General features: G+C 59.5%; 11 protein-coding genes. 1 reads left to right on the top strand and 10 read right to left on the bottom strand.

From position 1 onward, the window contains the following. Positions 1-11: 11 nt before the first annotated feature. Positions 12-935 (top strand): histone deacetylase family protein, encoded by a 924-nt coding sequence (locus tag ACXYMP_RS10975; RefSeq protein WP_298569240.1) that lies wholly within the window; start codon positions 12-14, stop codon positions 933-935. Here ACXYMP_RS10975 and ACXYMP_RS10970 read toward each other — a convergent pair whose 3' ends face one another. From ACXYMP_RS10970 to xdhA, 10 genes are all read right to left on the bottom strand, one after another. Next, positions 936-2,009 (bottom strand): NAD(P)/FAD-dependent oxidoreductase, encoded by a 1,074-nt coding sequence (locus tag ACXYMP_RS10970; protein ID WP_458906265.1) that lies wholly within the window; start codon positions 2,007-2,009, stop codon positions 936-938. It abuts the gene before it with no gap. 136 nt (positions 2,010-2,145) lie between these two features. Beyond that, on the bottom strand, positions 2,146-2,652 hold the full coding sequence (locus ACXYMP_RS10965; RefSeq protein ID WP_458906263.1) for an EF-hand domain-containing protein: 507 nt from the start codon (positions 2,650-2,652) through the stop codon (positions 2,146-2,148). Positions 2,653-2,780: 128 nt separating this feature from the next. Next, positions 2,781-3,860, bottom strand: a complete 1,080-nt coding sequence (locus tag ACXYMP_RS10960; RefSeq protein ID WP_298569247.1) for a BMP family ABC transporter substrate-binding protein — start codon at positions 3,858-3,860, stop codon at positions 2,781-2,783. A gap of 1 nt (position 3,861) precedes the next feature. Beyond that, positions 3,862-4,656, bottom strand: coding sequence for an ion transporter (locus ACXYMP_RS10955; RefSeq protein WP_298569250.1), 795 nt, complete (start codon positions 4,654-4,656; stop codon positions 3,862-3,864). A gap of 9 nt (positions 4,657-4,665) precedes the next feature. Then, a complete protein-coding gene (locus ACXYMP_RS10950) occupies positions 4,666-5,589 on the bottom strand; it encodes an ABC transporter permease (RefSeq protein ID WP_298569252.1) in 924 nt (307 codons plus the stop codon). Positions 5,590-5,600: 11 nt separating this feature from the next. Next, positions 5,601-6,686 (bottom strand): ABC transporter permease, encoded by a 1,086-nt coding sequence (locus ACXYMP_RS10945; protein ID WP_298569254.1) that lies wholly within the window; start codon positions 6,684-6,686, stop codon positions 5,601-5,603. Then, a complete protein-coding gene (locus tag ACXYMP_RS10940; RefSeq protein WP_458906259.1) occupies positions 6,683-8,212 on the bottom strand; it encodes an ABC transporter ATP-binding protein in 1,530 nt (509 codons plus the stop codon). The genes ACXYMP_RS10945 and ACXYMP_RS10940 overlap by 4 nt, the downstream gene beginning before the upstream one ends. Beyond that, a complete protein-coding gene (gene xdhC / locus ACXYMP_RS10935; RefSeq protein ID WP_298569259.1) occupies positions 8,169-9,188 on the bottom strand; it encodes a xanthine dehydrogenase accessory protein XdhC in 1,020 nt (339 codons plus the stop codon). Before xdhC ends, ACXYMP_RS10940 begins: the two co-directional genes overlap by 44 nt. Further along, the gene (gene xdhB / locus ACXYMP_RS10930; RefSeq protein ID WP_458906256.1) at positions 9,185-11,461 is read right to left on the bottom strand and encodes a xanthine dehydrogenase molybdopterin binding subunit; all 2,277 of its coding nucleotides are present in this window, start codon (positions 11,459-11,461) and stop codon (positions 9,185-9,187) included. The genes xdhC and xdhB overlap by 4 nt, the downstream gene beginning before the upstream one ends. Then, a complete protein-coding gene (xdhA, locus tag ACXYMP_RS10925) occupies positions 11,458-12,828 on the bottom strand; it encodes a xanthine dehydrogenase small subunit (protein WP_458906254.1) in 1,371 nt (456 codons plus the stop codon). Before xdhA ends, xdhB begins: the two co-directional genes overlap by 4 nt. Between the last annotated feature and the right edge of the window lie 147 nt (positions 12,829-12,975).

The following is a 12,975-nucleotide window of genomic DNA, read 5'->3' as shown; positions in this document are numbered from 1 at the left end:
GAGGAAACCAGATGCTGTCCATCATTTCGCACGCGGAGTGTAGAAACCACGATGCAGGCCCTCTGCATCCCGAAAGCAAAGCGCGGCTGGACGCGATCAATAACCAGTTGATCATGTCTGGCATGGACTATGTGGTGCAGCATCGCGACGCGCCCCTTGTCGAACGCACGCAGCTGCAACGGGTGCATGACAGCGATTATCTGGATCGCGTCTATGCCCTGGCACCGGGGCAGGGGATGGACAGCGTCGAGGTGGACGGCGACACAGTCATGAGCCCCGGCACGTTGCGCGCGGCCGAACGCGCCGCCGGTGCAGGCGTTCTGGGCGTCGATCTGGTGATGTCGAAAGAGGCGAACCCGGTTTTCTGCATGGTGCGCCCGCCGGGCCATCACGCCGAACGCGACAAGGCCATGGGGTTTTGCCTGTTCAACAACATTGCCGTGGCCGCTGCTCATGCGCTGGATGGTCACGGATTGTCTCGCGTGGCGATCATCGACTTTGATGTGCACCACGGCAATGGCACCGAAGAAATCTTCAAGTCCGACAATCGCGTGCTGTTCTGTTCCAGCTTCCAACACCCGTTCTACCCCTTCACCGGGCACGAGAAGGAAAACGACAACCTTGTCGACATTCCCCTGTCAGCCGGGGCGGGCAGCGCCGAATTTCGCGACGCCGTCAGCGCTCATTGGGTGCCACATCTAAAGGCGTTCAAGCCGGAGTTTATCTTCATCTCTGCCGGGTTCGACGCCCATGTGGCAGATGATATGTCCAGTGTTCAGTTGACCGATGCAGACTATGAGTGGGTCACGCGTGAGCTAAAAGCGGTGGCCGATGAGTTTGCGGATGGACGCATCGTGTCGATGCTGGAAGGTGGCTATGAACCAGATGTGCTGGCACGCTCGGTCGTGAAACATCTGGACGTATTGCTTGGCTGATCAGGCGAAACGCGTGGGGCTAAGCGTTGCCACGATTGCTTGATCCAGAGCGGGCGTCGTGCCTGTGACCAAGTCGGCCAACAACTGCGACGCAGCAGGGCTGGTTTGAAAGCCATACCCGCCTTGGCCTGCGCACCAAAGGAAATCCGCGTCCTCAGGCGCAGGTCCGATCACAAGATTGCGGTCGGGGGCAAAGCTGCGAAGCCCTGCCCAGTTTGTAATCATCCGATTGACAGGCTCCGTCACCATCTCTTCGTATCGCGCAAGGCCTTCCGCCAGAACCATGTCATCTGCCCAAGCGTCGTGAGCGTCCATCGGGTCAGCTTCGGCAGGCGACACGATTAACGCGCCCGCATCGGGCTTTGCATACCAGCTTTCGCCAGCCCCCATGAACAGAGGCCATGTTGTGACGTCTCGTCCACCCGGTGCCGGGATGCGCGCCATTGAGCGGCGATAGGGCTGAATGCCGATCGGTGGTATACCCGCCAGTGCTGCGATCTGGTCCGCCCAAGCGCCGGCTGCATTGACCAGCGACCTTGCCGCGAAGACGCCTTTGGGCGTCGTGACCTCCCACCGGTCAGGCAGACGCGTGATCTTGGTGACTTTCGCGCCACTGACCACTTTGCCGTTGGTGCGGATATCCCGTGCGAAGTTCTGGATCAACAGGTCTGTGTCGATATCCCAAGCATCCGCGTGATAGCCCGCACCAGAAAAGTTTTCCAAATTCAGGATCGGCACCAAGGCCAAGGCTTCGTCCGCTGCGACCCGATCCAGCCGCATGTCGACAAGGTCCTGCGCCAGCGTGTCTTCCTCCCCCTTACCTGCGACGATCAACAGTCCACGCGGGCTGAGCACGCCGCCATTTGCGGTTTCATGAAAGTGGCGTGACGCCCGGTTGAGTTCAACCACGCTGGGCGCGCCATAGCTTTGTTCAAAGACCGCCGCGGACCGGCCAGAGGCATGATAGGCCAGCGCGTCTTCCGCCTCCAGAAGCGTGACAGTGCCAAGTTGCGACAGGCGGGCGCCAGCAGACACCCCCGCGATGCCGCCGCCAATAATGATAAAATCGTTCATGCCAGTGCCTCGTCGATCTAAGTAATCAGATCGGGGGAATACCCCGTGCGCAGACCCTGACATGCGGCTTAAAAAAGGAAAAGGCCCTGATCCGATCAGAGCCTTCCTTACTTTGTGCACCTAATGCCGGGTCACGCTACATCCGACCAAAGTCTTCTGCCGTCAGAACGCCATCGCCGTTTCGGTCCTGTTGTGGGAACCACAGATCGACGCCTTCAAGAAACTCGGCGCGCGTGACCTCTCCGTCGCCGTTCAGGTCAGCGTTTTCAAGGGCCATGGACATCGCGGCGTTTTGCTGGCCCATACCTTGGCCACCGCCTTTACCTTGGCCTTTGCCTTGGCCCATGCCTTTGCCGCCACCTTGCCCCATACCCTTGCCTTGCGCGATGCCGTGTTCCTGCATGTCCGCCTCGCGGGCCTCATCAAACTGGACGTATTCATCGGCGGTCAGGATGTCGTCTTCGCTGGTGTCAAACGTGGTGAAGATGTCGCCGCGCCGTTCGCGCACCTCTTCGATCGACACGGACCCGTTTTCATCCAGATCCCAGTTTTCAATGAAGTGGGCGCCGGGTTGGTTCTGGGCGATGGCTGGTAAGGCCAAGGCAATGGCGATACTGGCGACGAGAAAGGAAGTTTTGCGCATGATATGCTCCGTTCATGTATATATGCGTTAAACGGAATGCCTTCGAAGTTCCGTCGCTAAAAGTTTCACTTTCACGAAAAAAGACCCCGCCCGAAGGCGAGGTCCCGTCAGATCTTACGATCTGGAGATCAGTTCGAGGGGATTTCGCCTTCGATGCCTTCGACATAGAAGTTCATGCCAGCCAGCGTTCCGTCATCTGCGGTCTCACCTTCGGCAAGCCAGGCTGATCCGTCTTGCTTGTTCAGCGGGCCGGTGAAGGCGTGGTATTCGCCCGAACCCAGCGCGTCACGCAGCGCTTCGGCTTCGGCCTTCACGTCGGCAGGCACGGCGTCCGTGATCTCGCCGATGCCAACCATGCCAGAACCGATGCCGTCCCATGTCGATACGCTTTCCCATGTGCCGTCCATAACGGCCTTGGTGCGGGCGATGTAATAGGGTGCCCAGTTGTCGATGATCGACGACACACGCGGCATCGGCGCATAATCTGACATGTCGGATGCCTGCCCGAAGGTGATGATGTTTCCGGCTTCTTGCGCGGCGGCTTGCGGCGCGGTCGAATCCGTGTGTTGCAGGATCACGTCGGCTCCCTGTTCGATCAGTGCTTTGGCGGCGTCTGCTTCTTTGGCCGGATCAAACCAAGTGTAGGCCCAGATGATCTTGAACTGAACGTCCGGGTTCACCTTCTTGGCGTGGATATAGGCCGAGTTGATGCCACGGATAACTTCCGGGATCGGGAATGACGCGATGTAGCCGATGACGTTCGACTTGGTCATCTTGCCAGCGATATGGCCCTGAACGGCGCGACCTTCATAGAAACGTGCGGAATAGACCGACACGTTCGGCGCTGTCTTATAGCCGGTGGCGTGTTCAAACTTGATGTCCGGGAACTTCTCGGCCACGGCCACGGTCGCGTCCATATAACCAAACGACGTGGTGAAGATCAGGTCTGCACCCGCCAGCGCCATTTGCGTGATCGCACGCTCGGCGTCTGCACCTTCCGGCACGCTTTCTTGATAGATCGTTTCGACGCTATCGCCGAACTCTTCTTCTACGGCCAGACGGCCTTGGTTGTGTTCGTAGGTCCAACCACCGTCGCCGACGGGGCCGACGAAGATAAAGCCGACCTTTGTCTTGTCTTGGGCCTGGGCCGCACCGGCCAGGCCAGCCGCCAAGGCCACACCGGCCAATAGTGTTTTTACTGCACGCATATCATTCTCCCTTGATGGATTGAGCAGATTTCGGGTTTTCAGTTTCGGGTTCGCCCTCGTCTCCGTTTTCGGCGTTCTCACGGATACGACGTTGAATATTTGTTTCGCTTTCAAGCAGCGCGGCGGTCACGATGGCCGACGGCACGGCGATCACGCCAAGCCCGATGAACAGCACGAAGGTGGTGAAAATCCGGCCACCCGGCGTGATCGGGAACATGTCGCCATAGCCCACCGTCGTGAAGCTTGCGACGGCCCACCACAGGCTGTTTGGGATCGACGAGAATACCTCGGGTTGGGCGTCATGTTCGAACACATAGATGCCCACGGCAGATACATAGAGCATCAGGCCAGCAATCACGCCGAACACCGCCAGCTCTCCTCGGACTTGCCCAAAAGCGACCACGAGGCGCTCCATCGCGTGAGAGCCGCGAAAGAGCTTCAACAAGCGCACAAGACGCAAAAGCCGGAAGGTCCGAACGACCTGCCACTGCGGGGTCAGAAACGCGATGGCCGGTGCGATGCTCAGCAGATCTATGATGCCCCAGAAGCTGAATGCATAGCGCAACGGGCGCGGGGCAGACACAAGACGCACAATGTATTCGACTGAAAAGACGGCCAACAAGCCGATCTCGAACGTGAACAGCAACCGGCGCAAGTTGGCTGGCAATTCCGGCATGGTTTCAAGCGCGATCGCGACGGCAGATAAAACGATCAACCCGTCCATGATGCGGCCAACATTCACGCGGCCCAAGGGCTTGTGTCCGTCAAGGATCTCGTGAATGTCGGGTTTGATCATAAGGGAAACCTAGTGCGTCGCGTGGAAGATGCGCCCAAGTGATCCGGGCGCGCCGTGTTGGCCACGCAAAGAGATAACCACAAGCACAAGAATTGTCACGACATAGGGGCTCATCGCCAATATCTCGACGGGGATGGCGGCGCCTGCGGCCTGCAGGTTCAGTTGAAGCACGGTGATCCCGCCAAACAGATAGGCCCCCAGTAGCACGCGCCATGGCCGCCAACTGGCGAACACGACGATGGCAAGGGCGATCCAGCCGGCCCCGGCGGTCATACCTTCGACCCATTGTGGCACCCGGACAAGGCTGACATACGCCCCGCCCAACCCTGCACACGCGCCGCCAAAGGCAATGGCCATCAGACGCACACGCACCACTTTGTAACCCAGCGCGTGGGCTGCATCGTGGTTTTCGCCAACCCCCCGCAGGATCAGACCCGCGCGGGTGCGCGTCAGCACATACCACGTGGCCGTCACGATGATCAGGCTGACATAGACCATGGGATCATGACGAAACAGGATGGGCCCAAGCACCGGGATGTCGCTGAGCAGCGGGATGTCCCATTTGGCCATACTGGGCGCTTTCATCCCCTCATAGGGTTTGCCGATCAGCGATGACAGGCCCAGTCCGAACAGGGTCAGCCCCAGCCCAGTGGCGACCTGATTGGACATAAGATACAGCACCAGAACGCCAAACAGCATCGACAGTGCGGCCCCGGCAACGGCGGCAGCGACAAAACCCACAGCGGGGCTGCCGGTATTCACGCCGATGGCGAAGCCCACCACAGCCCCGGTGATCATCATGCCTTCGACCCCAAGGTTCAGAACGCCTGCCTTTTCGACCACCGCTTCGCCAATGGCGGCCAGCAGGATTGGCGTAGCTGCAACCATCAGTGAGGCCAGAAGAAGAAGCGGGTTGATTTGACTAAGATCCATCGTCGTTCTCCTTACGCCGTCGCGGTTTTGTTGAAGCGGATGCGGTAATGCGACAGCACGTCCATCGCCAGAAGGAAGAACATCAGCATGCCTTGGAACATCTGTATGGCCGCGCCGGGCAGGCCCAGCATCAGTTGTGCCAGTTCTCCGCCAATGTAAGTCAACGCCATCAGAAGCCCGGCCAGCAGGATGCCGATGGGATGCAAGCGTCCAAGGAAGGCCACGATGATCGCGGTGAACCCGTAACCGGAATTGAAGTCGATGGTGACTTGCCCTGAGGGGCCAGAGACCTCGAACAGCCCCGCAAGCCCAGCCAACGCCCCCGATGTGCCAAGGCAGAACAGGATCAAACGGGTCGGATTGACCCCGGCAAAACGTGCGGCACGGGGGGCTTCACCCGTCAGGCGCACCTGAAAGCCCAACATGTGCCGGGTCAGCAGCACATAGGCGAAAATGACGGCCACGAAAGCTGCCGCCACACCCCAGTGCATCCCTGTGCCGCTGATCAGCTCGGTGTTATAGGCAGCGGGGAAATCGCGAAAGTTGCGTGAGCCGGGAAAACCCATGCCTTCGGGGTTCTTCAACAGGCCTTGGCTTACGGATGCCAAGAGGTTTTCGGCCACATAGACCAGCATCAGACTGACGAGGATTTCGTTCGTGCCAAAGCGAACTTTCAAAAGCCCCGGGATCATCGCCCAGGCCCAGCCGCCAAGCGCGCCCGCCAAAACCATGGCGGGAAAGATCAGAATGCTTTCGGACGGATAAAAAGCCAGCCCAACCCCAGCCCCGCAAATGGCCCCCATGATGTATTGGCCTTCAGCGCCAATGTTCCAGATGCCCGCGCGAAACCCAAGGCTGAGCCCGACGGCAATCAGGATCAGAGGGGCAGCTTTCACCAGAAGCTGCGGGCGCGAATATGGGCCAAAGGTTTCGTGAAACAGGGGATCCCAGAAAATCGTGCGGATCGCCTCAAGGGGTGCCTTGCCCAGCATCCAGAACATGAACCCGCCCGCGATCATCGTTGCGATGACCGCCAGAACAGGGGTTAAGCCCGCCCAGAATTTCGATGGCTGTGGGCGCTTTTCCAAATGGATCATGCTGCCGTCTCCTGTTCGCCGCCGCCCATCATCAGACCGATCGTTTCGACATCCAACCCCTGGGTGGAGACAGGTTCGGCAAGCCGGCCTTCGTTTAGGGCAGTAAAGCGGTCGGCGATTTCCATGAGCTCATCCAGATCCTGACTGATGACAATGACTGCAGCCCCATGATGAGCCAAATCCAGCAAAGACTGGCGGATCGCCGCGGCGGCGGAAGCGTCGACGCCCCATGTCGGTTGATTGACCACCAGCACTTCGGGGTCTTGCAGCACCTCGCGGCCGATGACAAATTTCTGCAAGTTGCCACCCGACAGCGACCCGGCTGCGTTGTCTGGCCCGGGTGTGCGCACATCAAACTCGGCAATGATCGTTCTCGCGAATGCTTCTGTCTTGCCCCAGCGCAGAAAGCCCCGGTCAACCAACTGTTTGCGCACAGCGCCGGTCAAAAGCGCGTTTTCGGTCAGGCTCATGTCGGGCGCGGCAGAGTGGCCAAGCCGTTCTTCGGGCGCCGTCAGAAGGCCACGGGCGCGGCGCGCGTTTGGATAGAGCGCTCCGATATCGTCGCCCGCCAGCGTGATTGTGCCGCTTTGCGCGCGTCCTTCGCCCGACAAAACCGCAAGAAGTTCGTCTTGCCCGTTGCCTGCGACGCCGCCGATGCCCAACACCTCGCCCGCGCGCACCTCGACCGAGATGTTGTGTAGGTTGGTTCCGAAGGCGCTGGGTGATTTCATCGATACGTCATTCATCGCAAGCACGACCGGACCCGGGGTGGCCGCTTCGCGCGACGGCACATGCAACGTGTCACCAACCATCATTTCGGCAAGTTCGCGCGCGGATTTCTCGCGCGGGTCGCAGGTGTCGACAACATGACCCAGACGCAGCACTGTCGCGTGTTCGCACAGGCTTCGTATCTCCTCAAGCTTATGAGAAATGTAAAGAATTGCGGTTCCTTCGGCGGTTAGCTTGCGAAGAGTTTCAAACAGGATGTCGACCTCTTGAGGGGTCAGAACCGAGGTCGGTTCGTCCATGATCAGAAGCTTGGGGTCTTGCAAAAGACAGCGAATGATCTCGACCCGCTGGCGTTCGCCGGCGGACAGGTCGCCCACCACGCGCTCAGGATCAAGCGGCAGGCCGTAGGCGTTGCTTACCTCGCGGATGCGGGCGGACAGCGCGCGCGCATGCGGCGGGTTGTCCATTCCAAGGGCGATATTTTCCGCAACACTCAGCGCGTCGAACAAGCTGAAATGCTGAAACACCATCGCCACGCCTGAACTGCGCGCAGCTGCGGGATTTGTTGGTGAAAAGGGCGCGTTGTTCAGGATCATACGTCCTTCGTCTGGTTTGACGAGGCCATAGATCATCTTTACCAACGTGGATTTTCCGGCCCCGTTTTCGCCCAGCAAAGCATGCACTTCACCCGGAAGAATCGAGAATGAAACCTTATTGTTTGCGATGACTCCCGGATAGGCTTTGGTCAGCCCGTCAAGTGTCAGTAGCGCTTCGTTTTCGCGCGTATCCCCTGTCACGTGCAGCACCCCTGTTGGATTTATTGTTTATTGATACACCTTTAAGCAAGGCGCAAGCTACCCCTAGCGCGATGGCTTGGGGCGTCTTTCCCAGACCCGGATCACCGATCGGGCACTGAATTTTCTGGATGTCCGCGGTGCCATGGCCCAGCGCGGTCAATCGTTTCTGAAACCGTGCCCACTTGGTGGCCGAGCCGATAAGGCCAGCACCGACAAAGGGTCTGGACAGAATGGTGTGACACAAGTCCAGGTCCATGCTGTGACTATAGGTCAGCACAAGATGATGGGCGTCGTCCGGCGCAAACCGAACAGCGTTAGCTGGATTTGCCGCGGGAAGGCAAGTGACAGAGGCGGGCACCTCCGCCGGAAATCGGTCCGGACCGGTGTCGACCCAAGTGATCGCAAGGTCACCGATCGGGGACAGGACGTTGATCAGCGCCCGACCGACATGACCAGCCCCATAGATCCAAAGCGGCACAGATGGGTGGGATATCGGTTCAATCATCCATCCCTGCAGCAGTTTCGGAGATGGCCGCTGCCCTTGAGCGCGCGCGCGATCCAAGATGCGCTTGACGGATAGCGGCATGGAGGGCAGGGGCGTCGCGGAGTGTGACACGGATCGCCCATTGGCGGGGCGGGCGAAGACCTGTGCTTGTTCAAGCTTTGGCTGGTCACGGTCGGTGAAGATTTCAGTAAGAAGGGTCACCGCCCCGCCGCAGCACTGACCAAGCTCTGGCCCCAGCGGCAGGCGTGCAAGGGTTGATCCAGCGTCCGCTACCAACTGGATGCGCGCGGCCTTCGTGGCGCGCAGTTCCAGCTCGCCGCCTCCGATCGTGCCAATTTGGCCTGTGTCCCAGACCAACATCGCAGCGCCGACCTCGCGTGGTGTTGACCCAGCGGTCTCTGCGACGACGACGCGGGCAACCCTGCGGTGCTGTTTGATCGCGTGAACAAGCTGGGCGAGGTCAAAGCTCATGCGGTGCGGACCCTGCCGACGGCCTTCAGTATTTCTTCGGGCGTCGCCGGAGCGTTCATGTCGTGATACCCCTCGCCGCATGCGGCGACCGCATCGGCCAACGCCAGCCAGACTGATATTCCCAGCATCAAGGGCGGCTCGCCCACCGCTTTTGATCTGAACACGGTGTCTTCGTGGTTTGGCTGATCCCAAAGGGAGACATTGAAGACGCGCGGGCGATCCGAACAGGCCGGGATCTTGTAGGTCGACGGCGCATGCGTTCTAAGCACGCCCTTGGTATCCCAGATCAACTCCTCGGTGGTCAGCCAGCCCGCGCCTTGCACATAGCCGCCTTCGACCTGCCCGATATCCAGTGCGGGGTTCAGGCTTGAACCGGCGTCATGCACGATGTCCGTGCGCAGGATGCGATTTTCTCCGGTCAGCGTATCGATCACCACTTCGCTCAGCGCGACGCCATGGGCAAAGTAAAGAAACGGTCGCCCTTGCCCCTTCACCCGGTCCCAAGTGATGCGCGGTGTTTTGTAGAACCCGGTGGCTGACAAGCTGATGCGCGCTTCATAGGCGGCCTTGGCTGCGGCGGCAAACGACATGTTCTGACCGTTCGGGGCCGACACCGTGTCGTCGGTGAATGTTATTTCGGACGCGTGCGCCTGCCAGATTTCTGCGAGGTAATCGGCAATACGCTCGCGTATGGTTATGCAGGCTGCCTGAACCGCCATTCCATTCAAATCCGACCCCGAAGATGCGGCTGTCGCCGATGTGTTCGGCACTTTCGCGGTATCGGTCGCAGTGATCTTCACGACGTTCAGCGACACTCCAAAACAGCTTGCCGCAACCTGGGCTACCTTCTGGAACAGGCCTTGACCCATTTCGGTCCCGCCATGGTTCATATGGATCGAGCCATCCTGATAGACATGCACCAGAGCCCCGGCCTGATTGAGGTGGGTCAGCGTGAAGCTGATCCCAAACTTCACCGGTGAATAGGCCAGCCCTTTCTTGAGGATAGGGTTTTCGGCGTTGAACCGATCAACCTCGGCACGACGCGCGGCGAAGTCGGCGCGATCAAGCAAGGCCATCGTCATCGCGGGAATATGGAAGCCTTCAATCGTTTGCCCGTAATGCGTTGTCTGCCCGTTGTCGTAAAAATTTACCGTCCGAACGGCGACCGGGTCCAAATCAAGTTTGGCGGCAACGTGGTCCAAAATACGTTCAATCCCGAACACGCCTTGCGGTCCGCCAAAGCCACGGAAAGCAGTGGCAGAGGCGGTGTTGGTCTTCAGTCGATGGCTTTCGATCCTGACGGCCGGCAGATGATAGGCGTTGTCTGCGTGCAGCATGGCACGGTCCGCGACGGGCAAAGACAGATCTTGCGACCAGCCACAGCGTGCAAGCTGTGTGACCTCAAGCCCAAGCAGGCGCCCGGCGTCGTCAACGCCCACGCGATAGGTGATGCGGAAGTCATGGCGCTTGCCGGTGATGACCATATCATCGTCGCGGTCATACCGCATCTTGCAGGGCCGACCCGATTTCTGCGCCACGACGGCGCAAGCAACCGCCAAGGCGTTGCCTTGGCTTTCCTTGCCGCCAAAACCGCCCCCCATGCGGCGCGTCTCCACGCGAATGCCGTGCATCGGCACGCCCAAGGCGTCCGCAACTTTGTGCTGAATTTCGGTCGGGTGCTGGGTCGAGCTGTGGATCAGCATGTCGCCAGCTTCCTGCGGCACGGCCAAAGCGGTCTGACCTTCAAGATAGAAATGCTCTTGTCCGCCCAGTTCAACCGATCCGTCGAAAACATGCGGCGCCGTATGGATAGCTTCGGCAGCCTTGCCGCGTGCCCAGACCACTGGTCCGCCCTCAAACCGGCTGTCGGCGGCTATGGCATCGTCGATGGACAGGATGGCGGGGCGTGGATCGATGGTGATCTTGGCCCGCCGTGCCGCCTTGCGCGCCGCCAGATGCGAGGTTGCGGCGACCAGAAAAATCGGTTGGCCGTGGTAAAAAACCTCGCCTTTGGCAAGCAAAGGTTCGTCGTGGACCGAAGGCGATACGTCATTCGCATGCGGCAGATCAATCGCCGTCAATACAGCCACCACGCCCGGTGCCTGACGCACGCCGGACAGGTCTGCATGGGTGATGACACCGCGCGCAATGTCGCTGAGGCCAAAGGCAAGGTGCAGGCAATTTGCTGGTGTTGGAATGTCATCGACGTACCGCGCCGCGCCGGTCACATGCAGGCGGGCGGCATCGTGTGGAAGGGGCTTCCCGACGCTCATGGCTGAACCTCCAACACCGATGTCGCGGTGCCTTGGTCGTCATGCCACGCCCGCACAAGAAGATTCTGCGCCACTTGCAACCGGTAGCTGGCCGAGGCGCGCATATCCGACATTGGATCGAAATCCTGTGCAAAGGCGGGCAAAGCGGCCTTCACGCTGTCAAGGGTCCAGGGTCGGCCAATCAAGGCGTTTTCGACATGTGTTGCGCGTTTCGGGGTGCCGGCCATGCCGCCAAAAGCGATGCGGGCGTTGGCGACTTCACCATTCGACACCGAGATGTTGAAAGCGCCCAGCACCGCCGAGATGTCCTGATCAAACCGCTTAGACAGTTTGTAGACACGCAGACGATCGGGCTGGCGTTTGAAGGATACCGCTTCGACGAATTCGCCAGGGCGTCTGTCCTGCTTGCCGTAGTCAATGAAGAAGCTCTCAAGATCAATCGCGCGGGTTTCAGTGCCGCGCCGCAAGTGCAGAGTGGCATCAAGCGCGATCAGGGCCGGAGGGGTGTCGCCGATGGGCGACCCGTTGGCGATGTTTCCGCCAATCGTCGCAACGTTACGCACCTGCAGCGAGGCGAAGCGGCGCAACATTTCCGAAAAATTCGGATGATACGGCGCCAACGCAAGTCGAAGTGCTTCGATGGTGACGCCCGCGCCCACGCGGATTTTTTCATCGGTTATGTGGATGTCGTGCAAGGCTTTGACGCCATTGATAAAAACGACTGGCCCCAAATCTTTCAGCGACTTGGTTGCCCACAGCCCGACATCGGTTGCGCCTGCGATCAGAGTTGCGTGTGGCGTGGTCATCAAAGCCTGCGCAAGCGCGTCTATTGTCGCGGGGCGGGCAGGGTCAGGATCCTGAGCACTGCCGGGCAAGTTGCCGGCCAATGGGGCGAAGCCTTCTGGGACCAGAGCTTTGGCAGCCCGTTCGGCAGAGCGTATGATTGGCGCATATCCGGTGCAGCGGCAAAGATTGCCTGCCAGCACGTCGTCATGGTTTTTGTTGCCATTCAACTGCGCGGTTGCCAGCGACACAGCAATGCCCGGTGTGCAAAAACCACATTGCGAGGCGTGTTCTTCGACCATCATTTGCTGAACCGGATGAAGGTCGTCTTGCGTGGCCAGACCTTCGACAGTTGTTAAAGCGCGCCCATTAATCTGCCCAAGAAACAAGATGCAGGCATTGACTGCTTTGGCGCCGGTTTCGTCTGTCACCATGACGGTGCAAGCGCCGCAATCACCTTCGTTGCAGCCTTCTTTGGTGCCAGTCAGTCCCTGTGTTTCGCGCAGCCAGTCCAGCGTGGTTCGTTTCGGATCCACGTCGTGCAGAGTCACACTCTCTCCGTTCAGAAGAAAGGCGATATCCATGTAATCGTCCCGCCGCGTTACCCTGTCATGCCCCGGTTTTGCGCGTCCTCGATGCGGCGTAGAAAACGCGCGGGGTTTATTATTCTATCGACCGAGCAAACCCGAGAATCACGTTTGACGCAAGAAAATCTTCGCCTATTTCCCGTG

The sequence above is a fragment of the Aliiroseovarius sp. CAU 1755 genome, assembly GCF_054482655.1.
Note: the sequence above shows the minus strand (reverse complement) of the source record. Positions and strands in the feature narration are given on the sequence as shown.

What these genes read in the sequence shown, in the direction of transcription:
- ACXYMP_RS10975 (WP_298569240.1), top strand. Translation starts at nt 12, where the DNA reads ATGCTGTCCATCATTTCGCACGCGGAGTGTAGAAACCACGATGCAGGC.
- ACXYMP_RS10970 (WP_458906265.1), bottom strand. Translation starts at nt 2,009, where the DNA reads ATGAACGATTTTATCATTATTGGCGGCGGCATCGCGGGGGTGTCTGCT.
- ACXYMP_RS10965 (WP_458906263.1), bottom strand. Translation starts at nt 2,652, where the DNA reads ATGCGCAAAACTTCCTTTCTCGTCGCCAGTATCGCCATTGCCTTGGCC.
- ACXYMP_RS10960 (WP_298569247.1), bottom strand. Translation starts at nt 3,860, where the DNA reads ATGCGTGCAGTAAAAACACTATTGGCCGGTGTGGCCTTGGCGGCTGGC.
- ACXYMP_RS10955 (WP_298569250.1), bottom strand. Translation starts at nt 4,656, where the DNA reads ATGATCAAACCCGACATTCACGAGATCCTTGACGGACACAAGCCCTTG.
- ACXYMP_RS10950 (WP_298569252.1), bottom strand. Translation starts at nt 5,589, where the DNA reads ATGGATCTTAGTCAAATCAACCCGCTTCTTCTTCTGGCCTCACTGATG.
- ACXYMP_RS10945 (WP_298569254.1), bottom strand. Translation starts at nt 6,686, where the DNA reads ATGATCCATTTGGAAAAGCGCCCACAGCCATCGAAATTCTGGGCGGGC.
- xdhC (WP_298569259.1), bottom strand. Translation starts at nt 9,188, where the DNA reads ATGAGCTTTGACCTCGCCCAGCTTGTTCACGCGATCAAACAGCACCGC.
- xdhB (WP_458906256.1), bottom strand. Translation starts at nt 11,461, where the DNA reads ATGAGCGTCGGGAAGCCCCTTCCACACGATGCCGCCCGCCTGCATGTG.
- xdhA (WP_458906254.1), bottom strand. Translation starts at nt 12,828, where the DNA reads ATGGATATCGCCTTTCTTCTGAACGGAGAGAGTGTGACTCTGCACGAC.